General features: G+C 41.7%; 25 protein-coding genes and 1 pseudogene. 10 read left to right on the forward strand and 16 right to left on the reverse strand.

All coding sequences use genetic code 11. From position 1 onward, the window contains the following. From PWP26_RS01150 to PWP26_RS01175, 5 genes and pseudogenes are all read left to right on the forward strand, one after another. The gene (locus tag PWP26_RS01150; RefSeq protein WP_038063021.1) at positions 1–1671 is read left to right on the forward strand and encodes a CTP synthase; all 1671 of its coding nucleotides are present in this window, start codon (positions 1–3) and stop codon (positions 1669–1671) included. A 3-nt stretch (positions 1672–1674) separates the two neighbouring features. Further along, positions 1675–2520, forward strand: a complete 846-nt coding sequence (locus tag PWP26_RS01155) for a PHP domain-containing protein (RefSeq protein WP_000227988.1) — start codon at positions 1675–1677, stop codon at positions 2518–2520. A gap of 50 nt (positions 2521–2570) precedes the next feature. Then, positions 2571–3485: a quinolinate synthase NadA gene (nadA, locus tag PWP26_RS01160; RefSeq protein WP_038063019.1), complete on the forward strand. Its 915-nt coding sequence runs from the start codon at positions 2571–2573 to the stop codon at positions 3483–3485. 16 nt (positions 3486–3501) lie between these two features. After that, positions 3502–4612: pseudogene (locus tag PWP26_RS01165) on the forward strand (NAD(P)H-dependent flavin oxidoreductase). A 175-nt stretch (positions 4613–4787) separates the two neighbouring features. Further along, a complete protein-coding gene (locus PWP26_RS01175; RefSeq protein WP_028840946.1) occupies positions 4788–4988 on the forward strand; it encodes a hypothetical protein in 201 nt (66 codons plus the stop codon). 84 nt (positions 4989–5072) lie between these two features. Here PWP26_RS01175 and PWP26_RS01180 read toward each other — a convergent pair whose 3' ends face one another. The 3 genes from PWP26_RS01180 to murJ are packed head-to-tail and all read right to left on the reverse strand — an operon-like array spanning position 5073 to position 8517. Continuing rightward, on the reverse strand, positions 5073–5555 hold the full coding sequence (locus PWP26_RS01180; protein ID WP_038063009.1) for a DciA family protein: 483 nt from the start codon (positions 5553–5555) through the stop codon (positions 5073–5075). Between the two features lie 11 nt (positions 5556–5566). Next, positions 5567–6937 (reverse strand): phosphomannomutase/phosphoglucomutase, encoded by a 1371-nt coding sequence (locus PWP26_RS01185; RefSeq protein WP_301398805.1) that lies wholly within the window; start codon positions 6935–6937, stop codon positions 5567–5569. 32 nt (positions 6938–6969) lie between these two features. Next, the gene (murJ, locus tag PWP26_RS01190) at positions 6970–8517 is read right to left on the reverse strand and encodes a murein biosynthesis integral membrane protein MurJ (protein ID WP_301398806.1); all 1548 of its coding nucleotides are present in this window, start codon (positions 8515–8517) and stop codon (positions 6970–6972) included. Positions 8518–8629: 112 nt separating this feature from the next. On the opposite strand from murJ, the gene PWP26_RS01195 reads away from it, so the two are divergent. Then, positions 8630–9832 (forward strand): bifunctional 3,4-dihydroxy-2-butanone-4-phosphate synthase/GTP cyclohydrolase II, encoded by a 1203-nt coding sequence (locus PWP26_RS01195; RefSeq protein WP_287567723.1) that lies wholly within the window; start codon positions 8630–8632, stop codon positions 9830–9832. Between the two features lie 22 nt (positions 9833–9854). Next, positions 9855–11144 (forward strand): serine--tRNA ligase, encoded by a 1290-nt coding sequence (serS, locus tag PWP26_RS01200; protein ID WP_287567724.1) that lies wholly within the window; start codon positions 9855–9857, stop codon positions 11142–11144. On the opposite strand, the gene PWP26_RS01205 is transcribed toward serS, so the two are convergent. Genes PWP26_RS01205 through exbB form a run of 4 tightly spaced genes read right to left on the reverse strand, consistent with a single transcriptional unit; the run spans position 11141 to position 13442 of the window. Continuing rightward, positions 11141–11830: a thermonuclease family protein gene (locus PWP26_RS01205; RefSeq protein WP_301398807.1), complete on the reverse strand. Its 690-nt coding sequence runs from the start codon at positions 11828–11830 to the stop codon at positions 11141–11143. The genes serS and PWP26_RS01205 overlap by 4 nt on opposite strands. 40 nt (positions 11831–11870) lie before the next feature. Further along, positions 11871–12620 carry an energy transducer TonB gene (locus tag PWP26_RS01210; RefSeq protein ID WP_273018937.1) on the reverse strand — a complete coding sequence of 250 codons (750 nt, stop codon included), beginning with the start codon at positions 12618–12620 and terminating at the stop codon, positions 11871–11873. Continuing rightward, positions 12621–13001 carry a biopolymer transporter ExbD gene (locus PWP26_RS01215; RefSeq protein WP_301398808.1) on the reverse strand — a complete coding sequence of 127 codons (381 nt, stop codon included), beginning with the start codon at positions 12999–13001 and terminating at the stop codon, positions 12621–12623. 15 nt (positions 13002–13016) lie between these two features. Further along, positions 13017–13442 (reverse strand): TonB-system energizer ExbB, encoded by a 426-nt coding sequence (gene exbB, locus PWP26_RS01220; RefSeq protein ID WP_301398809.1) that lies wholly within the window; start codon positions 13440–13442, stop codon positions 13017–13019. Between the two features lie 417 nt (positions 13443–13859). Between exbB and PWP26_RS01225 the strand changes: the two genes are divergently transcribed. The 3 genes from PWP26_RS01225 to PWP26_RS01235 all read left to right on the forward strand — a co-directional run bounded on the left by PWP26_RS01225 (position 13860) and on the right by PWP26_RS01235 (position 16970). After that, complete coding sequence (locus PWP26_RS01225) at positions 13860–14345, forward strand: Lrp/AsnC family transcriptional regulator (RefSeq protein WP_038062992.1); 486 nt, start codon at positions 13860–13862, stop codon at positions 14343–14345. A gap of 62 nt (positions 14346–14407) precedes the next feature. Next, the gene (locus PWP26_RS01230; RefSeq protein ID WP_301398810.1) at positions 14408–14890 is read left to right on the forward strand and encodes a hypothetical protein; all 483 of its coding nucleotides are present in this window, start codon (positions 14408–14410) and stop codon (positions 14888–14890) included. Beyond that, positions 14868–16970, forward strand: coding sequence for a PAS domain-containing sensor histidine kinase (locus PWP26_RS01235; protein WP_301398811.1), 2103 nt, complete (start codon positions 14868–14870; stop codon positions 16968–16970). Before PWP26_RS01230 ends, PWP26_RS01235 begins: the two co-directional genes overlap by 23 nt. Here PWP26_RS01235 and PWP26_RS01240 read toward each other — a convergent pair. The 9 genes from PWP26_RS01240 to PWP26_RS01280 are packed head-to-tail and all read right to left on the reverse strand — an operon-like array spanning position 16967 to position 24273. Next, complete coding sequence (locus tag PWP26_RS01240; protein WP_028840934.1) at positions 16967–17767, reverse strand: A24 family peptidase; 801 nt, start codon at positions 17765–17767, stop codon at positions 16967–16969. The genes PWP26_RS01235 and PWP26_RS01240 overlap by 4 nt on opposite strands. Before the next feature lie 6 nt (positions 17768–17773). Further along, a complete protein-coding gene (locus PWP26_RS01245) occupies positions 17774–18154 on the reverse strand; it encodes a PilZ domain-containing protein (RefSeq protein ID WP_028840933.1) in 381 nt (126 codons plus the stop codon). Beyond that, the gene (locus tag PWP26_RS01250; protein ID WP_038062983.1) at positions 18141–19709 is read right to left on the reverse strand and encodes a bifunctional ADP-dependent NAD(P)H-hydrate dehydratase/NAD(P)H-hydrate epimerase; all 1569 of its coding nucleotides are present in this window, start codon (positions 19707–19709) and stop codon (positions 18141–18143) included. The genes PWP26_RS01245 and PWP26_RS01250 overlap by 14 nt, the downstream gene beginning before the upstream one ends. Before the next feature lie 15 nt (positions 19710–19724). Continuing rightward, positions 19725–20102: a holo-ACP synthase gene (gene acpS, locus PWP26_RS01255; protein WP_301398812.1), complete on the reverse strand. Its 378-nt coding sequence runs from the start codon at positions 20100–20102 to the stop codon at positions 19725–19727. Continuing rightward, positions 20099–20542, reverse strand: coding sequence for a ribose 5-phosphate isomerase B (gene rpiB, locus PWP26_RS01260; RefSeq protein WP_287567734.1), 444 nt, complete (start codon positions 20540–20542; stop codon positions 20099–20101). Before rpiB ends, acpS begins: the two co-directional genes overlap by 4 nt. 4 nt (positions 20543–20546) lie before the next feature. Beyond that, positions 20547–21788, reverse strand: coding sequence for a beta-ketoacyl-ACP synthase II (fabF, locus tag PWP26_RS01265; RefSeq protein ID WP_287567735.1), 1242 nt, complete (start codon positions 21786–21788; stop codon positions 20547–20549). Positions 21789–21807: 19 nt separating this feature from the next. Then, complete coding sequence (acpP, locus tag PWP26_RS01270) at positions 21808–22044, reverse strand: acyl carrier protein (protein ID WP_022855603.1); 237 nt, start codon at positions 22042–22044, stop codon at positions 21808–21810. A 28-nt stretch (positions 22045–22072) separates the two neighbouring features. Further along, positions 22073–23176, reverse strand: a complete 1104-nt coding sequence (locus PWP26_RS01275) for an LptF/LptG family permease (protein WP_301398813.1) — start codon at positions 23174–23176, stop codon at positions 22073–22075. Continuing rightward, on the reverse strand, positions 23173–24273 hold the full coding sequence (locus tag PWP26_RS01280; protein ID WP_301398814.1) for an LptF/LptG family permease: 1101 nt from the start codon (positions 24271–24273) through the stop codon (positions 23173–23175). Before PWP26_RS01280 ends, PWP26_RS01275 begins: the two co-directional genes overlap by 4 nt. Positions 24274–24296: the final 23 nt, after the last annotated feature.

A 24296-nucleotide genomic window follows, 5' to 3' on the forward strand; every position in this document is an offset into this window, starting at 1 on the left:
ATGAGAAAGCCCAGGAACAGGATAAAAGTCCATACTAAGTTTATTTTTATCACAGGAGGAGTACTTTCCTCTTTAGGAAAAGGGCTTGCTGCGGCTGCTATAGGGGCTTTGCTTGAAGCTCGAGGATTAAGAGTTACCTTCCAAAAACTTGACCCTTACATCAACGTAGACCCTGGCACGATGAACCCTTTTCAACACGGAGAGGTTTATGTTACTGAAGACGGAGCTGAAACAGACCTTGACTTAGGACACTACGAACGGTTTACCCAGGCTCAGATGGGAAGTAAAAACAACTACACCTCAGGTAAAATCTACTATTCAGTTATCACCAAAGAAAGAAAAGGGGAATTCTTAGGTGGCACCGTCCAGATCATACCCCATGTTACCGACGAAATAAAACAAGCTATTTTAAGTTTAGCAGAAGACAACGTAGACGTAGCTATCGTAGAGATAGGGGGGACGGTGGGTGATATAGAAAGTCTTCCTTTTCTTGAGGCTATAAGACAGTTAGGATATGAACTTGGTAGAGATAACGCCCTTTTTATCCATCTCACCTATGTACCTTACATCAAAACCGCAGGGGAGTTAAAAACCAAACCTACCCAGCACAGCGTAAAAGAATTAAGGGCTATCGGAATTCAACCTGACATCCTTTTATGCAGGACTGACAGGTTTTTACCTACAGACATCAAGAAAAAGATAGCCCTTTTCTGTAACGTAGAAGACGATGCAGTGATCACTGCCAAAGACGTAGACTGTATCTACGAGATACCGCTGGTGTTTCATCAAGAGGGCTTAGATAAGAAAATCATAGAATACCTTAACATGTGGACCAGAGAGCCTGACCTTTCCCTTTGGGAAGAGATAGTAAAAATCTATAAAAACCCTGAAGACGAAGTAACCATAGCCATCGTGGGAAAATACGTAAACCTGAAAGATTCTTATAAGTCCCTTAACGAGGCTTTAGTACATGGAGGCATCGCTAACAAGCTAAGGGTAAACCTAAAGTTTGTAAATTCTGATGAACTTACCGAGGAAAACGTAGCCTCGATCCTTAAAGATGCCGACGGGATTCTTGTCCCTGGAGGGTTTGGAGTAAGAGGGGTTAAAGGCAAACTTTTAGCCATCAAGTATGCCCGAGAAAAAGGAATTCCCTTTTTTGGGATCTGTTTAGGGATGCAGCTTTCGGTGATAGATTTTGCAAGAAATGTCCTTGGGTGGAAAGAGGCGAACTCTACAGAGTTTGACCCCCAAACCCCTTATCCAGTAATCTATCTTATGAAAGAATGGTATAACTACCGTACAGGCAAGATAGAAATAAGAGAAGAGGGTTGTGATTTGGGTGGCACGATGCGCCTTGGGGCTTATCCTTGCAGACTTTTAAAAGGCTCGAAAGCCTGGGAGGCTTATCAACAAGATGAGATTTTTGAGAGACACAGACATCGTTATGAGTTTAACAATCGTTATAGAGAGGAATTAGAAAAAGCCGGGCTTAAGATCACAGGGACTTCTCCTGACGGAGAGCTGGTAGAGATAGTAGAGATCTCAGACCATCCTTGGTTTGTAGGGGTCCAGTTTCATCCTGAGTTTAAATCTAAACCTATCGCCCCCCATCCTCTTTTTAAGGACTTTATCAAAGCCTCTTATCAAAACAAGAAAAAAGGGGGTTAAATTTTGGTTGACCTTCACACCCATTCTACCGCCTCTGACGGAACCTTTTCCCCTAAGGAGTTGGTAATTTTAGCCAAGAAAGAGGGATTACAAGCCTTAGCCCTTACAGACCATGACACCACCCAGGGACTTAAAGAGGCCTATCTCACTGCTAAAGAGGTAGACCTTCCCTTTCTTTGCGGGGTCGAGATAAGCATTAAGTTTGAAGGACCAGGGCATTTTCATCTGTTAGGTTATTTTTTACAACCTGAAATCCCTGAAATACAATCTACCTTAGAGATTTTACAAAAAGCTAGAGACACCCGTAACCAAAAAATGATAGAAAAACTTCAACAAGCAGGAATAGATATTACCTTAGAAGAGTTAGAAGAAATCGCCCAAGGGGAGATAGGAAGACCTCATATTGCCAACCTTCTGGTTAAAAAAGGTGTGGTTAAAACCTTTGAAGAGGCTTTCCAGAAATATTTAAAAAAAGGGGCCTTAGCTTACGTACCTAAGGCCCTCCTTTCTCCTGAAGAGGCGATTAACCAAATTAGACAGGCTAAAGGTATACCTGTTTTAGCCCACCCTTTTACCTTAAAACTCTCTTATGCCGACCTTTATAAATACTTATCCTGGCTGAAAGATATAGGTTTGATGGGGGTTGAAGCCTACTATACCGAACATAACCAGGATTTTACCCGGTTCTTGCTTGAAACAGCCCAAAAACTTGACCTTATCGTTACCGGAGGAAGTGATTTTCACGGCGCTAACAAACCTGACATAAAACTCGGTAAAGGGCTTAACAACCTCTCTGTTCCTTTTTCCTGCTACCAAAACCTTAAAAACTTGCTTGAAAAAATAAATTAAAATCGTATATTTTTACTAAAATGATAAATTTAAGTCTTTAAGGAGGCTTGATGGAAAGGCAAAGGCTCATAGAGAGGATCCTTGAGCTAAAAGAAAAGAGAAAGGCCATCATTTTGGCCCACAACTATCAACCTCCTGAGATACAGGACATTGCAGACTTAAGAGGAGATTCCTTAGAGTTAAGTCTTAAAGCCAGTAAAACCGACGCTGAGGTTATCGTTTTTTGTGGTGTTTATTTTATGGCAGAAACCGCTAAAATCGTATCACCCAAAAAGAAGGTCCTCTTACCTGTAGGAAGTGCCTGTTGTGAGATGGCTGACATGATAACCCCAGAGGATGTGTTACGCCTAAAAGAGGCCTATCCAGATGCACCGGTTGTCACCTATGTTAACTCAACCGCTGAGGTGAAGGCTTTAAGTGATGTATGCTGTACCTCTGCTAATGCAGTAAAAGTAGTGGGAACGTTTAAAGAAAAACAGATTATCATGCTTCCAGACATGAACCTTGCCCGTTATACCCAGAGGTTTTATCCTGACAAAAAGATCATTTATTTTGAAGGTTTTTGCCCTTTTCATCATCTTCTTACCCCTGAAGAAGTGTTAGAGGCCAAAAAAGCTCATCCTGAGGCCCTTTTTATCGCCCATCCTGAGTGTAGACCTGAGGTTATAGACTTGGCAGACAGGGTAGCCTCAACCAGCGGAATGTTAAGATTAGCTAAAGAACTCCCAAATCAGGAGTTTATCATAGGAACTGAGGTAGGCCTGCTATACCCTTTATCTCAACAAAACCCTGACAAAAAATTTTATCATCCTGCCCCAGAAAAGATGGTTTGCCCCTCGATGAAAAAAATTACCTTAGAAAACCTTTTGTCCTCTTTAGAAAACCTTGAGTTTGAAGTGGTAGTAGAAGAAGAAATAAGGGTCAAGGCTTATAACGCTGTAAAAAAGATGTTAGAAATAGTCTAAAAAGGAAAAAATTGGTATGGGTTTACCCAAACTTACCATAGGAAAAATCACCTTAGATGTGCCTATCATTCAAGGAGGAATGGGGGTAGGTATCTCTTGGGAAAATTTAGCAGGAGCTGTGGCTAAAGAAGGAGCGATGGGGGTTGTTTCAGCCGTAGGTACAGGGTATCGCTTCCCTGAGCTGGTTAAAAAAGACAAATTTGGTAGACCCATAGGACCTGAAAACACCCACAGCCGAGAGGCACTAAAAAGGATTATTCAAAAGGCTAAAGAGCTTTCTCAAGGTAGAGGTGCGATCGGGGTAAATGTGCTTTGTGCGATCACAGATTACCCAAGGGTGGTAAGAGACGCTGCTGAGGCAGGGGCTGATGCTATCATCTCAGGAGCAGGGCTACCTCTGAAACTCCCAGAATACGTAAAAGGTTTTGACATAGCCCTAATACCTATCGTCTCTTCTGCCAGAGCTTTAAAGCTTATCTGTCAAACCTGGGAAAAACGCTACCAAAGACTACCAGATGCTGTGGTCTTAGAAGGGTCTCTTTCAGGAGGACATCAAGGGTTTCATAAAGAAGATTGCTTTAAAAAGGAATATCAATTAGAAAGTTTGTTACCAGAGGTGCTTGAAGAAGCCAAAAACTGGGGGGACCTTAAGGTTATCGTAGCTGGTGGTGTTTGGAGCTATCAAGATATCAAGAAATATTTAGAACTGGGGGCTTCAGGGGTGCAGATCGCTACCCGGTTTATCTGTACCTATGAGTGTGACGCCCCTCAAATTTATAAAGAAATACTCCTTAGACTTAACCCAGAAGACATAATCCTGATCAACTCTCCTGTAGGATATCCTTTAAGGGTAGTCAAAACACCTTTTGTAGAAAAATTCCTTGCAGGATACCGAGACTTTAAAGGTTGTGTTTCCAACTGTTTAACCCCTCAAAAAAGGAGAAAAGGCCTCTCAGGTAGGTTTTTGCATAGCTGAAAAACTGAGTGCTGCCTGGATGGGAAACTACGAAGAAGGCATCTTTATAAGCGGAGCAAACGGACATCTGCTTAAAAAACAAGGAATCATCCGTGTAAAAGACCTTATAGCCATCCTTACTGGACAAAAAGAAGACCCAACCTTGCAATAATCAATCCTGTGTAATTTTTGCATAAAACCCTCTGTGCAATTTTTGCAAAATACCTTTTTCTTAAAACCACTTCCTTAGTAAAACCCCTTTTAAAACCTCAATTTCAAACCTCAAAAATTTGGGCATCCTTTTTGCTAATATACAAGACAAAAAACTCTAAGGAGGGAGGTAGGTTATGAAAAAGGTATTAGGTTTAGTTGCTGCTTTAGCTCTTTTAGTATCTCCTGTTTTTGCAGCTGAACAGGCTGCCCCTGCAGCTGACAAAGCTGCTCCTGCTGCTGAAAAGAAGGTAGAAAAGAAAGCCAAGAAAGCTAAGAAAGCCAAAAAAGCCGCTAAGAAAGAAGCTGCTCCTGCAGCCGCTCCTGAAAAGAAGTAAGCTTTCTTAGACATTTTCCCCTGGGGATTACCCCAGGGGTTTTTATCAAATCTATAAGTTTTTGGGTTGGAAAGTTTGATTTTGTTAAATTTTTTGAATCTTTTTAGCCTTGAAGTATGTCTTTAATAATCCTTTAAACAACTTCGCAAGTTCAGGGTCTTTCAGGTTTTGTAAGGTTTTTTCAAGTTCTTTAACGTCTTCGGGATTTACCCTTAAAACCCCTTCTTTTGAGTTTACCAACTGTTTATTTTTAGTTAATCTTTCGAAGATCAAAGGATTTATTACTATCTTAAGGTCAACAAAAAGTGGTTTTTCTTTTTCAGGCGCTACTTTTTCAAGGGCTTCTATAATTTCTCTACCTTTTAGTTGAAGCTGTTGGAGATGGTAGTAGTCTGAGGTCTCTACAACTAAGGTACCTTCTTCATACCTTATAGGATTTGAGCATAAGGCTAATTCTCTGTCTAAAAGCTTAGGCCACAAAGACTTAGCCAGTTTCAAGGCTCGTATAGCCTTTTTAGTTTTGTAAGGAATAGGAAGAATTTGGAGTAGATGCTCGAAGGATTCCATCAGACTCCCTTTTAGGGGTTTATTTCTTTTAAAACTTCGTCTAAGGCTTGATAAACTTTCTGTTTTAAAGTTTCAAGAAACCCTTCTGTTTCAGCTTCAAACCTTAGGACCAACACCGGTTGGGTGTTTGAGGCTCTAACCAAGGCCCATCCTTCAGGAAATTCAACCCTTGCACCGTCTATGTCTACTACGTTGAGTCCTTCTTGTTTAAACTTAGCCACCAACCTTTCCACCACCTTAAACTTAACCTCATCTGGGCATTCAACCCTTATCTCTGGGGTAGCATACATAACCGGCAGTTCTTTAAGTATTTCAGAAAGAGGCTGTTCTGTTTGAGAAAGGATTTCTGCCAGCCTGAGAGAGGCATAAACCCCATCGTCAAAACCAAACCATTTGTCTGCAAAAAACATGTGTCCGCTCATCTCTCCTGCAAGAATAGCCCCCTCCTCTTTCATCTTGTTTTTTATCAAAGAATGTCCTGTTTTCCACATGATAGGAAGACCTCCCAACTTTTTCACCCCTTCAAACAAAGTTCTCGAACACTTAACCTCAGCGATAACCTTAGCTCCAGGATGTTTTTTAAGTAAAAACTTGGCAAACACATAAAGAAGCCTGTCTCCCCAGATGATGTTACCTTTTTCGTCTATCACCCCAAGCCTATCTCCGTCTCCGTCATACCCAAAACCAACTTCATACCCTTCAGAAACTACCTTTTCTTTTAGCCATTTCAGGTTTTCTGGAACGACTGGGTCTGGGAAATGGTGAGGAAAGTTTCCGTCTATCTCACAAAAAAGACACTCAACCTCACAGTTTAAACGTTTAAAAATCTCTGGTGCGGTCAGAGCACAAACCCCGTTACCAGGGTCAAGACATACCTTTACTGGTCTCTTAAGTTCAACGTTTGAGCTAACATATTCTATGTAATCAGAAAGTACATCTATGTCTTCTACTTTCCCTGATCCCTTTTCATAGTCTTCCTTTTCTATCAGTTCTCTTAAGGCCTGTATTTGTTTACCAAAAAGGGTGTCTTTACCTAAGCAGATCTTTAGTCCGTTAAACTCTGGTGGGTTGTGAGAACCGGTAACCTGTATACCGCCGTCAACTTCTGGCAAACGAAAAAGGGAATAATACATCACCGGAGTAGGAGTAAGCCCGATGTTTAAAACCTCTACCCCGGTAGATAATATTCCTTCGATTAAAGACCTTTGAAGGGCTTCTGAAGAAAGCCTTCCGTCTCTTCCACTAACCACCCTTTTTCCTCCACTACGTCTAACCATCGTCCCATAGGCCCTTCCTATTTCTCTTACTATCTCTTCGGTAAAATCTTCCCCCACCTTTCCGCGAATGTCATATTCCCTAAAAATATAGGGACTTACTTTCATTTTGGCCTCCTATTTTTTTTATTTTTTTATATCTATCGTTTTTTAAGTAGCTTAACCCAAAAAAGGTAGGTCTCTTGAGGTCCTAAAATCTTACAAGTCCCTAAAAATACGATGGCCCCTAAGGGTATGGCTGTAATAAGGTAAACCCAGCTGTTAAATCCCAAATGTGCTAAAAAAATTAAAATCCCACTTAAGGCTAAAACAGCTATCCCAAGGGTAAAAAGACTTCTTAGTAAAAATTTTAAAGGAATTTGTTTGAAAAGCAAGGAGCTAACCAAAAGCAAAAACATGCACTGAAAAACCATAGAAAGAGAGGTTCCTAAAGCTACTCCCTTTATCCCTAAGGTTTTGATGGTAAGAAGTATTACGGTTAAATTTGCAAACACTGAAAGGATACTTCCTAAGGAAGGAATGATCGTTTTACCCAACGAATAAAAAAGCGGGACCGCAGTTTTTGAGAGCCCGTAAAAAGGCAAAGACAGGGCTAAAATCTTTAAAATCTCTGCGGTGTTTATCGTATCTAAACTGCTAAACTTTCCTCTTTCAAAAAGCACCTCTACCACGGGCTGAGCCAAGAAGTAAAGCCCAACAGCTGAAGGTAAAGAAAGGCTTAGAGAAACCACCAACGCACGAGAAAAGGTGTCTTTGGCAGAGGCCAAATCTTTCCTGGCAACAGCCCTTGAAAGCTCAGGAAGTAAGGCCTGTGAAAGCCCTACCCCAAAAAGTCCTAAAGGTACATACATGATCCTGAAGGCATAACTATACCAAGAAACCGCCCCTTCTCCGCAAGAGGTGGCAAAAAAGGTGTTGATAAAGATGTTGATTTGTACGGCTGAAAGCCCAAGTATGACCGGTAAGATCAACCTGCAAACTTCTTTAAAATAAGGGTCCTTAAAATCAGGAGAAAACCTGAAAGAAAAACCTCTTTTTCTCACCTCAGGATATTGAAAATAGAACTGTAAAAACCCTCCCAAGGTGACCCCTACTGCCATGGCATAGATAGGATTTATGTTAAGGCTTATACACAAAAAATAGCCTAAAACCCCCACCAAAACTGAGGTTATGTTAAAGATACTTGACGAAAAGGCAGGTAAAAAAAACACCCCTAAGGAATTAAGCATTCCTGCTAAAACAGAGGAAAGGCTTATAAAAAGAAGAAAGGGCATCATAACCTGAGTAAGTTTTACCGTTAGGTCAAACTTAGCCGGATCTTTGGTAAACTCAGGGGCAATAAGCCCTACTATCCAGTCAGCACTAAACATCCCAAGGATTACTATACCCCCTAAAATTACAAGGAGGTTAGAAAGAATGACCTGAGCTATCTTAAAACTTTTTTCAGGCCCTTCTTTTTCTAAGGTAGAGCTGAAAACCTTAACAAAAGCTGACCCAAGTGCCCCCTCAGCAAAAAGGTCTCTTAGAAGGTTTGGGATGCGATAACCTACCACATAGGCATCCATACTTTTTCCTGCCCCAAAAAAATAGGCAAGCACCTGTTCCCTTACCAGCCCTAAAATACGACTGATAAAGACTGCTATGGTTACAGAGGTTGCAGACTTGGTTAAACTTTCTATCTTTTTCATTTTTTGCGTAAGCTTATGGTTGCTAAAATTTAATTGAGTTTTATTATATTAAAACGATTTTTCAAAATTAAAACCTAAAACAACCTTCTAAAAGAATAGGGAGGCAAAGTAGATGCCTATAAGCACTGTGGAAGAAGCGTTAGAAGATTTAAAGCAGGGTAAGCTTATCATCGTCGTAGACGATGAAGACAGAGAGAACGAAGGAGACCTTATTTTGGCTGCTGAAAAGGTAACCCCTGAGGCCATCAATTTTATGGCTAAATATGGAAGAGGTCTTATCTGTTTAGCCATCACCCAGGAAATCGCAGACAGGCTTCAACTTCCTTTGCAACCAAGAAGAGGGATAGACCCCTTTGGGACTGCCTTTACGGTATCTATAGACGCAAGGCATGGGATCACCACAGGTATTTCTGCGTATGACAGGGCTTATACCATAAAGCTGGTTATCGACGATAAAAGTACCCCTCAGGACTTTATCACCCCTGGTCATGTTTTTCCCATCATAGCCAGAAAAGGAGGGGTTCTGGTTAGGGCTGGGCATACAGAAGCTGCCGTAGACCTGGCAAGACTTGCTGGTCTTAAACCAGCTGGGGTTATCTGTGAGGTGATGAAGGATGATGGCACCATGGCAAGACTTCCTGACTTAGAAAAATTTGCCGAAGAATTTGGGCTAAAAATAATCACCATCAAAGACCTTATAGCCTACCGTATCCAAAACGAATCTTTGGTTAAAAGAGAGGTAGAGACCTTATTGCCTACTGCCTTTGGTACCTTTAAGTTGATAGCCTACTCAAACTTTATAGATAACGCCACCCACATAGCCTTGGTCATGGGGGAGATAGACGAAAATCCCATCTTGGTAAGGGTGCATTCTGAATGTCTAACCGGAGATGTTTTTGGCTCACTGAGATGCGATTGCGGGCCTCAACTTAAAAAAGCTATGGAAATGATAGGCAAAGAAGGAAAAGGGGTTCTCCTTTATCTCAGACAAGAGGGAAGAGGAATAGGTCTTTTAAACAAATTAAAGGCTTATAAACTTCAAGACGAAGGAAAAGATACAGTAGAAGCCAACTTAGCGTTAGGGTTCAAACCAGACCTTAGAGACTACGGAATAGGAGCCCAGATCTTAAGAGACCTTGGTATAAAACAAATAAGGCTCATGACTAACAACCCAAGGAAAATCATAGGACTTGAAGGGTATGGAATGAAGATAGTAGAAAGAGTTCCTATAGAAATACCTCCCAGACCAGAAAACTACAACTACCTTAAAACCAAAAAAGAAAAACTTGGCCACCTTATTTCCTGCTTAAAATAAACCTCTTTAGGGAGAAAAATAAATGCTTGACCTAAAACTGATAAGAGAAAAGCCTGAATGGGTTAAAGCCAGGCTAAGCACCAGGGGGCAAGACTTCCCTGTAGAAGAGATACTTTCTTTAGACCAGCAAAGAAGAGAGCTTTTGCAAAAAGTAGAATCCCTAAGACATCTGAGAAAAGAAAAATCTGAACAAATCGGCAGGCTTAAAAAACAGGGAAAAGACGAGGAGGCCAACCTTTTAGCTCAAGAGGTAAAAAAAATAGGGGAAGAGCTTAAGACCTTGGAAGCAGAACTCTCTCAGGTAGAAAACAACCTACAGGAAAAACTCCTCTATCTTCCGAACATTCCTCATGAAACCGTGCCTGTAGGTAAAGACGATTCGGAAAATGTGGTGGTAAAAAGATGGGGGGAACCTCCAGAATTTGAGTTTGAACCTAAACCCCACTGGGAAATAGGAGAAAATTTAGGGATTCTTGATTTTGAAAGGGCTGCAAAAATTACAGGGTCAAGGTTTGTGGTATACTTTAACGAAGGAGCCCTTTTAGAAAGGGCCTTGATCAACTTTATGTTAGACCTCCATGTTAAAAAACACGGGTATAAAGAGGTATTGCCTCCTTTTATCGTTAACGAAACCTCTCTTATAGGCACCGCCCAGCTTCCCAAGTTTAAGGAAGACCTTTTTAAGCTTGAAGGCTGGAACTACTACCTTATTCCCACAGCCGAGGTGCCTGTAACCAATCTTCACAGAGATGAAATTTTACGTGAAGAAGACCTTCCTCTTTATTATACCGCCTATACCCCTTGTTTTCGCTCTGAGGCTGGGTCCCATGGCAGAGATACCCGAGGTATCGTAAGACAACACCAGTTTAACAAGGTAGAACTGGTAAAATTTGTGGTCCCAGAAACCTCTTATGAAGAGTTAGAAAACCTTCTTTTGGATGCCGAAGAGGTTTTACAGCTCCTTGGACTACATTATCGTGTAGTAGCCCTTTGTACAGGAGACTTAGGGTTTGCCTCTGCCAAAACCTATGACATAGAGGTCTGGGCACCAGGACAAAAAAGGTATGTAGAAATCTCTTCCTGCTCCAACTTTGAAGACTTTCAGGCAAGAAGGGCCAACATAAGATATCGCCCTAAAGACGGAGGAAAACCCAGATTTGTTCACACCCTTAACGGTTCTGGATTAGCCATAGGAAGGACGGTGATGGCTATCCTTGAAAACTACCAGCAAGCAGACGGTTCTGTCCTCATCCCTGAGGTTTTGAGACCCTACATGGGAGGGCTTGAAAAGATAACCCCTAAGAAAGCCTAACGGACAGGAAAGATTTTATCAAAACACTCCCTGGAAGGGCAATATCCTTCTAAAAAGGCCTCTTCTAAACTTTTAAAATAAACCTTCTTTTTTATTTTCTTTGTCTCTGGGCAGTCTGGATGGTGAAACCTTTTAGATTGTTTATTTCCCACATAGACCACCCCTTGGGGTTGTTTATCAATTAGCGAGAAAAAACCCTTTCTCTTTTTTACCACCTCTGTCTGTAGAGGAAGAAGTTTATGATAAGCCTCTGCACTTCCTGGAAAATAACAAACTAGTGCCAAACCTTCTTTAACCAGTATTTCTGAAACTGAGGTTCCGTTTTCAAAATAAAGGTCCCCCAAAAGCCTGCCATAATGGTCTCTTTCCTTAAGAACAAACTCAACCCTAAAAACCTTCCCTTCAGTTAGCTGCCGGTTTAAACTGTAGGCCTCTTCAGCAAAAGGTTGAGGAGGCAATCCTTTACCATGGTTTAACTCAGGACTATCAACCCCTGCATACCTGAGCTTTTCTCCGTTATGAAGTAAAACCGTATCTCCGTCTAAAGCCCTTACCACCCTTACGGTATTTTCTGAAAGCCTTTCTTCTTTATCTTTTTTACAACCTGAAAGCCCTATCCCCCAGACTATAAACCACACCCAAACCAAAAAGGTAACCTTTATCCCACACAGCCTAAACCCTGACAACCTCATAACCCTCCCATATAAGACTTTTGAAATACTTATTTTAATTCAACTTATAGACTACAGGAAGGGTAATTTTTACGTCTACCGGTGGTACCGGGAAATATTTAGCACACCCCTGCAAAGTAGCAAGGGTATTTTCGTCTAAAACCTTATAACCAGACGATTGAACCACCCTGACCTCTTTTAATTCTCCCTGTCTGGTTAGCACAAAGGAAACTACCACCTTACCCTCCCATCCCATCCTTCTGGCTAAATAGGGATATTGCAGATGTTTTCTTACGATGTCAGAGATGATAGAAAACTTTTGAGAAAGAAAATGCTGGACTATCTTTTCATGGTCTTTTCTCTCCCCATAACCAGAACCTCCCCCCTGCCCCTCACTCGGTTTAGAAGTCCCTTCTTTAGCTGAGCTACTAACTTGAGAACCTACACTACCTGGTCCATGAGAAGAAGTCGTTTGAGAAAAAGTTTCCTTAGGCATACTACTCTCTTTAGATGGGACAACCTCAGAAACTGCATTTTCTTTCTTAGCAGGAGGAGTTAGTTCTTCCTTTAAAGACTGAGATTTATCTGGTTGGTTTTGGGTTGGTTGAAAGGGCTTTGCAGTTTTTTCAGTAGCTAACGCCTGGGTAGATTTTTCTTGGGTAAGCTGAGAGCCTGAATAGGCTTCAAGGTCTATTTCTATGTATTTAGCCCTTCCTATTTCACTTAACCTAAAAAATGTTAAAAAACTCAGCAAGATAAAAAGATGTATAAAAAAGGAAGTAGAAAAATGTTTTATCGAAACCATCTATCTTATTACTTCGGTTTTTATAGAAACCCGTTTTATTTCATGTTTTTTTAACAGGTCAAGGAGGTCAACCAGCCCTTGCACCTGAGAAGATCTATCTGCTAAGATAGAAACCTGAACCTCTCCTTTTAAACTCTCCACCAGGTCTTCAAGCTCTTTCAAGGTCACCTTTCTTCCTTCAAAAAACACCTCTCCCTCTTTAGTAAGGGTTATCTGATAACTTCTTATCTCAGAAGTCTCAACGTTTTTGGCCTTAGGCAGGTTGACAGGAATACTTCCCTGCACGATAAAGGTAGCGGTAACAAGAACTATCGTTAAAAGAACCAGCATGATGTCTACTAAAGGAATCACGTTTATGTAGTCAAACTCTTTTTCTTCCATCAAAACACCCCTTGGTTATCGATTAAACTGGATCTCCCATAAGGCTATCTTTTCTTTAACCTTTCTTAAAAGATAGTTGTAAAAAGCCGTAGAAGGTATGGCTACCAAAAGCCCCACAGCCGTTGCCTTTAACGCTAAGGCCAGACCTACCATGATCCTTTTACTGTCAACCATTCCTTCCTGACCGATGGTATAAAAGGTAAGCATAATCCCTAACACCGTTCCTAAAAGCCCGATATAAGGGGCGTTGGCACCTACGGTAGCGATCACATAAAGTCCTCTCGTTAAGTCCACCTCAAGCTCCTTAGGATGTTTGTAATTAGCAAGGTCAACCCTTTTATAATAACCCACTCTCTCTATACCTATCGCTATAGATATCACACTTAAAACCAGTAAAAACCCGATGATCCCATAATCTACCAACCAACTAAGATACTCCATCCTGCCTCCTCCACCTAATCTTATTTCTCGACCAAACCGTAAAAACTACCTAACACCAAAACACAAAAATTGTTAAAAAGTATTACTAAAAGGAGGTTAATACAGAAACAGTTTTTGTCAATAGGCAGTGGTGTTAGAAAAACAAAACCTTAAAGTTATATACCTAAAAAAACTTGCTGAAAGATTGATTCCCTACAATATTCTAATTAACCCATCTAATTTAAAACAGAAAAGGAAGTAGAAGTATTACAAATTAGATACCTTATGTTTTCACTACCCGAGCAGTATAGAAATTTTTACCCTAACGAGGTAGACGCGATAAACTCAACTAAACAAACACCATAAATTTTACCCTTGTCTTTGTTGGTTGAAAAATCATAGTTAAATGCTATCTTAAGATACAAAAAGGTGGTACCTTTGAAGAAGCTTGAGCTTTCTCAGACAGAGTTACTGGTTTTAAAAGAGTTGATTGCTGGGCTTCCGATTTGTGAAAAACCCTTTTTGGAGATAGCTAAAAAGCACAACCTTTCTCAGGAAGAGGTTTTTGAGGCTATAAAAAGTCTTTTCCAAAAAAAGGTAATCACCAGACTTGGGATCACTTTAAGGCACAACCTTGCAGGTATAGAAGGCAACGCCATGGTTGCCTGGAAGGTAGAAGAAGAAAGGGCAGAAGAGGTAGGCCAAGCCTTAGCTCAAAGACCCTATATCTCCCATTGCTACCTTAGAAAAACCTATCCTGACTGGCCTTATAACCTTTACACGATGGTCCACGGCAAATCCAGAGAAGAGGTTTTATCCCTTATAAAAGGGATTTCCGAAGAGTTTGGGCTTAAGGAATATGAAGTCCTTTTTACCCAAAAGGAAATCGTAAGAAAACACGCAAGGTATGACTTAACCCTATGAAAAAAATCCTCTTAACCCTCATCCTCTTTTTCTGTTTTATCAGCCCTGCGTTTGGGTTTAAGATGGCTAAGATCAAGGTTTACCGTTTTCAAGATCAGCTTATCCTGAGTCTTTTCTACCAGGATTTTCCTACACAGGAGATACTTTTGTCTCTAAAGGAACAAAAACATCCAATTTATCTCAATTTTTCCTTTGAGGTGTTTAAAAAACGTTTTCTCTTACCTGACGTTCTCATCCATAAGGAGTTATACGTGCAAAAGCTCTATTATAACCCAGAAGAAAACCTCTATTTTTTAGAAGACAACTTTGGAATACAAAGTTTTGAAAATCCAGAAGACCTGGTGTTAAAAATCCAGTTTTTAGACTCCTATCCCTTAAGGTTTCAGGTTAAAAACGACCTCTCAAACCTTTATCTTAAAACCAACGTAGAAATTACCTACCAAACCCATCTTTCTAAAGACTTAAGGTTTACCAAAAACCAGCATAAAATCCGTTTAAAAGCAGAAAACACCCTTCCTTTCGATGTTATCTACCGCAAGGATTAAGGCTTTTTGTAAAAAACACAAAGTTTTTTTAGGACTTCTGGTAGTCCTCACCTTTTCTCTATGGGTTGAGTTTAACCTTTTTGACTTTTCCTTGTTTTCTACCTCTCAAAAAAACCTTTTTCTGTTTTTCCTGTTTCAGATAAACCTTATCCTTATCTTACTTCTTCTTTACTTTATCTTCAGGTATGTCATCAAGATTTTCTATGAAATTCAGATAAAAAAGATATCTAAAAGCCTAAAAGTAAAGCTCTTTCTTATCTACTTTATCTCTATCGTGTTTCCTTCGGTTGTGCTTGTGCTTGGAAGTTTCTTTTTCTTTAAAAAAACCTTAGACTACTGGCTTAAAGAATTTTTCGAAGAAAGGGTGTTAACCGTTCTTCTAAAACCTGAGGACTACATAAAAGACATCGAAAGAGACCTTCTTGGCAAAGGGCAACAGATCATAAAGGATTATCTTTCCCAAACCGAAGAAATCAAAAGCTCTGTCCTGAGAGAAAGGTATCGTTATTTTATGAGGGTAGACTCTATAGAAGTTTTTGACTGGCAAGGCAACCTAAAAAAGAGAACCTATTCCTCTGAGATTTCTCAAAAGATCGGGATTGCCCCTTCTTTTCTTGAAAGACTAAAAGCCTCTAAAATCCCTCTTTCTGAAATCTCTCTGGTTAACTCAAGTCCCTATCTAAGGGTGTTTATCCCCTTTTACGACTCAAAAGGCCAACCCCTTATCTTAGCCATCGGTAAATTCCTAAGGTTAGAAGAGTTTTCAGGAGAAAAAGAACTGGTAGAAAAAAGATACTTTAGAACCTTTAAACAGTTTTTGATGACTGCAGGAGCTCTGGTTTTACTTTTGGTGGTTTTTGTAGGGGTATGGGTAGGAAGTAAACTTGGTAGAAACCTTACTGAACCTTTACAAAACCTGGTGATCGCAGCCCAAAAGATCTCTAAAAAAGACTTCAACCTGGAAGAACTAAAAGGCCTCACCCCTTTGGACGACGAGGTAGGAAGGCTGGTAGAGGCTTTTAACGAGATGACAAAAAAGATCAAAGAATACGAAGAGGAGGTCCAAAACTACAACCGCTACCTTCTTTCTGTGCTTGATCATCTGCCTGTAGGGATCCTGGTCCTTACCCCTGACCTAACCGTCAAGTTCTCTAACCAGAGCCTTAACCATCTTTTAAAAAACTATGAGGTTAACACCCCACAAGACCTGATAGACAAACTTAACCTTCCTGCCCTTTTATCCCAGATAGACCTAACCAACCCCTTTTACACCACCCTTTCCTGGTCTACAGGACAGAAGGAGTTTAGCTTAGGGATTACCCTTCTTAAGCTTGAATTTTTAAAAACCCACGAATATCTCTTGATCGTAGAAAACTTAGAGGAAAAGGAACGCCTAAAAAGGCTTTCTTTCTGGAAGGAGGTAGCCTTAAGGGTATCCCATGAGATAAAAAATCCTTTAACCCCTATCAAACTCTCTGTAGAAAGACTTAAAAGACAGCTTGAAAAAACCTTAGAAGGAGAGAAAAAAGAGGTCTTACTTAGAACCACCAACATCATCGAAAAATACATCGAAGAACTTCGCAAACTTGCCACCGACTTTCATTACTTTACCAAAAAACCTGAGCTAAACCTGGAAAAAGGCACCCTTTTAGAAAGCCTGTTAGAGGTAATCTCTCTGTATGAGATAGCCTATCCTGAGGTAAAGTTTAGGCTTAAGGTAGAGGACGAAGGAGAATGCTGGTTTGACAAGTTTCAGTTAAAAAGGGTGTGGGTAAACCTGTTTGACAACTCCATCAAGGCTATGCAAGAAAAAGGAGAACTCTCAATCTCCCTTGCCAGAGAAGAAGGCTGGGTAATCTTAAAAATAGAGGACACAGGAGAAGGAGTGCCTCAAGAGGTCGTGGAAAAGATAAACCAAGGAGACCTTTTAAGCCTGAAAGACTTAGGCACAGGCCTTATCATGGTATACTCTATCATAGACCTTCATAAAGGAACCATCAATTTTTACAGAAAGAAAGATAAAGGAACCTCGATCGTGATCAAAATTCCTTCTCAAGAAAACCTTGTTAAGGCAAATTAAGATAGAAAAGTCTTAAAAAATTCTGCAAAAAAGGTGTAAACACCAGCCCCAAGGGCTAAAAAAGGCCCAAAAGGAATTTCTGTTTTTAAGCTTAAGTCTTTAGATTTCCCTTTTAATCGATACCACAGAACTGCCAAAAAAAAGGCAAAAATCCCTGAAAAAGAGGCTATCAACACCACCCAGTAAAAACTTTTATACCCCAAAAAAGCACCTATCCCAGCCATCAGCTTAAAATCTCCCATCCCAAGCCCATCTCTTTTAGCAAAAAGATAGTAGACCTCGTTAATCAGAAAAAGAAGGCCTGCCCCTGCTAACATCCCAACCACACTTTCTTCAAAACCAACCAGAGGGTTTAACCCTAACAAACTTGCCGTAAGTCCTGCCAACATCAAACCAAAACTGAGCTTATCTGGTATTTCCTTAACCCTAAGGTCGATAAAACTTATCACCAGAAGGATTATCAACCAAACCCAGAAAACCAAAAAGGTAGCCCAGCCATACCAGGGTTTAAACTTTAAATAAGCAGCTACTCCAACCACCGCGGTTAGGACCTCTACCAGAGGATAGGTGAGAGGGATTGGATTTTGACAAAAAGCACATCTTCCTTTAAGCATAACATAAGACAAAACAGGAATGTTGTGATACCACTTAAGCTCAGTTTTACACCTTGGACAAAAAGACCTGACAGGCCTTAGTACAGACAAACCCTCTGACCATCGGTAGATAACCACGTTAAAAAAACTACCTAACGCTAAACTCAAGACCGCTATCAACAGGACCTCAATTAGACTAAACATCAAACCCTAACCAGACTGAGGATTTTCAACCTTTTGAGAGGTTTTCAAATATCTTTGATAAGCCTTTTTGGCCTCCTCTATGTTTAAAAGGGCTTTTAGATAATAGTTCCACACAGGTAAAAGCTCTCGTTCGATGTCCAGGATCTCTATCCCTAACCCTGGCTGTTCTTCTGTGCCATGATGTACCACCAGCCCATAAACAGGGATCACTCCTACCTCAGGAATTTCTATCTCAAAAAGAACCATCTTCCGTAAAGGAATAAGCTTATCGGTTCGGATAAAACATCCCTTGTAAGAAACATTAAGCACCTCGTATGCCTCTTCAGACCCCGGCAAATAAGCCTTAATCCTGGTAGGGCATCTTGGAAACCTTCTAAGGTCTATCATCACATATCTCCTTTAAAACTTCTGGGATTTTGTTAGCCACCTCTGAAGCCAGATACCCGAAAGGTCCTTTTTCAGAGGCAAGCTTTTCTCCTGCCCATCCGTGTAAAAACACCCCCAAGCAAGCTGCTTCAAACACCTCATACCTTTGAGACATCAAGGCTCCTATCACCCCAGAAAGCACATCCCCTGTGCCTCCCTGAGAAAGCCCAGGCACATCCCAGACAGAAATCCCCTCTCTTCCGTCAGGGGAAGAAATCACCGTATGTGGTCCCTTTAGCACCACCACCGCACCTGTCATCTCAGAAAGCCTTTTAGCTGAGGTTAAAGGGTCTCTTAAAATCTCCTTCTTAGAAATTTTAAGCAACCTCTCAGCCTCTCCTGGATGAGGGGTAAGGACCTTTGGACAGGGAAGCTCTTTAAGTCTTTCAGGGTTTTCAGAGGCTATGGTTAACCCGTCTGCATCGATCAACACCGGAACCTTGACCCTTTCTAAAAGCTCCCAGAAAAGCCTTTTTACCTCTTCCCCTAACCCAAGTCCAGGGCCTACCACCAAGGCGGTTTTCTTTTCGCAAAGGTCAAGCAAGGACTCAAGATTGGCATAACTAACCTCTCCTCTCGGGCCTTCTTCAAGCCCTGCAGTCAGAGCTTCAGGTAGCATAGATGCATATACCGGCTGAAGACTCCTGGTTGAGGCCAAGGTCACAAGCCCAGCCCCTGCCCTTAAACCACCCAATGCCGAAAGCAACCCAGCCCCACTCTTACCCTTGCTTCCTGCTAACACAAGAAGATGTCCAAAAAGCCCTTTATGGGTATAACCTTTACGCGGCCTGAATACCTTTTTGGCCCACTCCAAATCTATCAAATACCTCTTAGGCGCCTTCTTTTCCACCAAAGGTTTGAAAAACCCAATAGGACAAACCTTAAGCCTTCCCACATACTCTTTTCCCGGATAAAAAAACTGTCCTACCTTGGGTAGCTCAAACGTAACGGTAAGGTCTGCCTTTACAGCTGTTCCAAGCACCTCACCTGTATCAGCACACACCCCAGAAGGCATGTCTACCGCAACCACCTTACAACCTCTGGTTTCTCGATAAAGGTTTATTTCCTCAACGATGGCAGCCAGATTTCCCTCGATAGGCCTTTTAAGCCCTGTCCCAAAGATGGCATCCACCATTATCTCAGGAGAAAAATCATAAAGTACCTTTCTAAACTCAACGATATACCCCACCTCTTCTGGCATAAAACCTAAGTTTTCAAGGACCTTAAGGTTGGTCAAGGCCTCTCCCTGATAGGTTTCTTTTTCTGCAAGAAGTACCACCTCGACCTCATAGCCAAGGTTTACCAGGTGCCTGGCACATACCATCCCGTCTCCACCGTTATTTCCTGGCCCGCACACCACAAGCACACTGCCGTAGGTTTCTACCGGATAGGCCTCAAAAATAGCCTCAGCCACAGAAAGCCCCGCCCTTTCCATCAACACCTCAGCCGGAACCCCTACCTCTTTTATAAACCATTCGTCGAGAGCCTTCATCTCAGAGGCCTTTACCACCTGCATAACCCTACCCCTCTCCTATCCAGTTATTACTACCATACATACCACATAATCCTTTTCATGAGAAAGGCTAACCAGACAATCCTTTCCGCCTCTCTCTCTAAAAACCTCTAAAGCCCTACCTTCTATCTCTATGAACGGCTTTCTTGTTTGAGGGTCTCTAAGAAGGCTTATTTCTTGCCAGGCAAAGGGTTTATACCCACCTAAGGCCTTGTAAAAGGCCTCTTTAGCCGCAAAGCATGAAGCTAAATAGACCGGGGTATCTTTGCGTTTTAACGCTAAGGATACCTCTTTAGGATGAAAGACCTTCTCTAAAAAACGTTTTGGATAGGCAGAATAAATTTTCTCTATCCTTGGTAAGTATACTAAGTCTACCCCTATACCAAGTAGGTTCATCTAAGATTCTTAAGTTTTTCTATAAGTTCGAGCCTGCGCTCGTGTCTTCCTCCTTCAAAGGGTGTTTCTAAAAAGGTTTTAACGATCTCCACCGCCATCCCGTCCCCAATCATCCTTCCGCCAAGGACAAGCACGTTGGCATCGTTGTGAAGCCTTGCCATCTTGGCAGAAAAGGGCTCATGACAAAGGGCAGCCCTTATCCCAAAAAACCGATTGGCCACAATACTCATCCCTATCCCTGTCCCACAGATAAGGATAGCCCTTTCCACCTCACCCTGTAGCACCTTTTCTACTCCCTTGACCCCATACTCAGGATAATCCACCGCCACATGAGAATAACACCCTACATCTACCACCTCATGCCCTTCTTTGGCTAAAAAATCTTTTATCTTTTCTTTTAAAAAATATCCTGCATGGTCTGAAGCAACGACAATCTTCATAGTTTTATTTTCCCTCCCATTTTTTAAAAACCAGCGTGGCGTTGGTGCCTCCAAAACCAAAGGCATTTGACATGGCTATCCTGATGTCTGCCTTTCTTGCCTGGTTAGGCACATAGTCGAGGTCACACTCAGGGTCTGGGTTTTCAAGGTTGATCGTAGGAGGTGCTATCCCCTCATAAACAGCCATAACCGTTAAAACCGCCTCAAGCCCACCAGCACCACCAAGAAGGTGTCCTGTCATAGACTTGGTGGAAGATACCATAAGCTTGTAGGCATGTTCACCAAAAACCTTTTTTATGGCCTTGGTCTCTGCCACATCATTAAGGGGTGTGCTTGTGCCATGGGCGTTTATGTAGTCTACCTGTTGAGGCAAAATCCCTGCGTCCTTTAACGCAAGCTCCATACACCTTGCCGCCCCTTCGCCGTCAGGAGAAGGTGCGGTCATATGATAGGCATCTGCGTTTAACCCATAGCCTATCAGCTCTGCATATATCTTGGCCCCTCTTTTTAAGGCATGCTCAAGCTCCTCAAGGACTAAAATCCCACATCCTTCTGCAATCACAAACCCATCCCGGCTGGCATCAAAAGGCCGGGAAGCCCTTTCAGGCTCATCATTTCTGGTAGAAAGGGCCTTCATCACCGAAAAACCTGCTATGGTCAAGGGGGTGATCATGTTCTCTGTCCCCCCACAGATCATGATGGTTGCCTGCCCTTCTCTTATCAACCGATAGGCCTCTCCTATCGCATGGTTGCCTGCTGCACAGGCGGTACACACCGCAAGGTTAGGCCCTTTGGCCCCAAAGTTGATGGCCACCTGACCTGCTGCCATGTTAGGTATGATCATCGGGATAAAAAAAGGACTCACCCTTTTATATCCCTTTTCGTCAAAAATACGGGTGTAATATTCTACCTGACCTACTCCACCCATCCCTACCCCGATAACTGAACCCACCTCAGGCCCAAGGTCCTCTAAAGGAAGACCTGCATCCTCTAAAGCCATCTTGGCTGAGGCCAAAGCATATTGAATAAAGGTATCTATACGAGATACCAGCTTGGAAGACATAAACTCTTCTGGTTTAAATCCCTTTACCTCACCAGCAATCTGGCTGGGAAGAGAAGACGGGTCAAACTTGGTAATCCTGCCGATACCAGATTTACCTGCCTTGATGTTTTTCCAGGTCTCTTCAACCCCTATCCCAAGAGGGTTAACCGTCCCAAGACCGGTGACTACTACCCTTTTTCTCACGATTAATCCCCTAAAATTTTTAGTTTCCTACCTTGGCCTTTACATAGTCTATAACATCCTGCACGGTTCTTAACTTTTCGGCATCCTCGTCAGGCACTTCCATACCAAAGGCCTCTTCCATAGCCATAACAAGCTCTACCAAATCAAGGGAATCAGCCCCTAAGTCCTCGATAAAAGAAGCCTCTGGTTTGACCTGATCTTTAGAAAGATTAAGTTTTTGAGCGATGATGTCAATCACCTTTTCTTCTATAGACATAAAAAGCCCTCCTGTTGCAAGATTTTCTCTAATTTTTACCAGATTTTTTCAAAAAAACAAGATAAGCCTGCCAAAAATACCAAAAAAGACCAGCTAAACCCCAGACAACAAGCGCCGGAATCCCTAACATAAACCCCTTTCTAAGCAAGGTCTGAAAAAACAGAAAATACACCAAATTCAAAAAGAAAAGCCCTATGCCTAAAAAGGCCCCCTTTTTCCAGTCGTTTGGCACAAAAAACTTTAAAAAGGCAAAAACAGAAAACACCGCAAGTAAAAAAGGCACAAACAAATAGAACCCTTTAAGAAATAGCTCAGCCACCACCTCCTGATAAGGGCTGTTTATCTTGGCTAAAAACCTTGCCCTTTCTATAAGCTCTGGGATAGAAAGAAAATAGACAGGCTTTTTTACCGTGGTTAAGGTGTCAGGCTCAAAGGAAAACCGGTAAGAAGCCTGAGGCAAAAACTCAGGAGAAAACCCCTTTTCCCTCCTCTGTTGCACCACCTCTTTCAACACCCACCTTCCCTGACTATAATACCCGCTTTCTGCCCAGAGCAGACTTAAAACCCTTTTATCCTTATCATAAACCACAACCGTAATCTCACCCAGGTATTCCCCTTTGGGCTCAAGAGGCTTGGCTATTAGATAACAGTCATCCCCTGTAAAAAAAATCTGGTCTCCAAAAACTACCTGCTGTTTCTTTTTGCCAGCGATCTTATACTCCCAGGTATAAAGGGCATTAAACGTGGCATAAGGCAAAACAAGGTTAAGAAACACCCCTCCCAAAATCCCTATGCCTAAAAGGGCCTTTCCTGTCTCTCTTAGCAACACCCCCTTAGCCACACCTAAAGACAAAAAACCCATAAGCTCGTTGGTCTTAGCCCATATAAAAAGGGTTAACACCCCAGAAAGCCCTACCACAAACGGGAAAACCTCATAAAGGTTAACCAGGTTCTTCCAGAAGATATACCTTCCAAAAAGATAAAAAGGCTTGCCAAACTTAAGAAAATCCCCTAACCTCTCAAAAAAGTCTATCACCAGATAAAAACCAAGAAAGATAAAGAGTGACACCAGAGAAACCCTGAAAACCTCTTGCCATACATAAAGTTGATAAGTCCTTGGCTTAAGCCTCATAGGTAAACCTGATGACGTTTCTTTTTAAACAAAAACCAGGCCTCTAACCCCACCAGAACCCCAAACACCAGATAAAACCCTGCAAAACTTACCACCGGATAGACCCTTCCGTTTTCAGCCAGAGAATGGCACAGCTGATACCCCACATAAAACACCACATAAAGGGCTACCGCGGTGAAAAACACCAGAAACCGGTTGTGGGTTTTCATAAAAAAGGCCGTCAAAAACCCCTGAAAAACCACCAGAAACAAACTTAACGGATAGAAAAACCTGTCCCAGTATTCGGTAAGATATCTAAACCACTGACCCCTGTTTTTCTCAACCTCCTTTAACCTTGCCTTAAGCTCTGGAAAACTAAGCTCCCCCCTTCCAAACTCAACCATTTGCTCACCTTCTTTTACCACCAAAAAAAACTGATACTCCCCAAACCTGAAAACCTCAACCGTTTTGTCCTTACCCAGAGAAAAGCCCTCCCCCTGATAAAGGGTAAAAACCCCTTCCTTAGGCTCTAACCTTCCTTTTTCTGCCAAAAAAACCTGCTTTTTTTCAGCCCCCTTTTCCACAAGAAACACCCTCTCAAACTCGTGTGCTTTATCCTGCTTTTTTGCCTTTTCCACATAGATTACATGGTTTTCTCCCAGAGGGATAGCCCGTTTTTCTGGCAAAGGCTCTTCAAACTGCCTTTTGGTAAGTTCAAACCTCATCGTTTTCTGTAGCTTTTTGGCATAAGGTACCAGCCAGAAATGGGCCAAAAAAAGCAGCACAAAACCTAAAAGCATAAACACACACAAAGGTTTCAGAAAATCGCTAAACCTGAACCCCAGACTAAAAAATCCCAAAAGCTCCCGGTCCTCCTTAAACCTGTGGACCCCAAACATCACCCCTAAAAAAACAGAAAGAGGCAAGATAAAAGAGGTAAGCTGAAGAAAAAGGAGCCCAAAGTTTAAAAACACCTCTTTTAAACTCGGGTTAAGCTCAAAAAACTTCTGAAGCCCAAAGATGCCCTTTACCAGGGTGATGATAACACTAAAAAGAAAGAAAAAAACAGAAGTATAAAACAGATATTCTCTAAGGTGATACCGAAAAAAGGTCTTCATCCTTTCTATTTTATAACCTTTTT

This window comes from Thermodesulfobacterium sp., assembly GCF_030445475.1.
GTDB classification, from domain to species: Bacteria; Desulfobacterota; Thermodesulfobacteria; order Thermodesulfobacteriales; family Thermodesulfobacteriaceae; genus Thermodesulfobacterium; species Thermodesulfobacterium commune.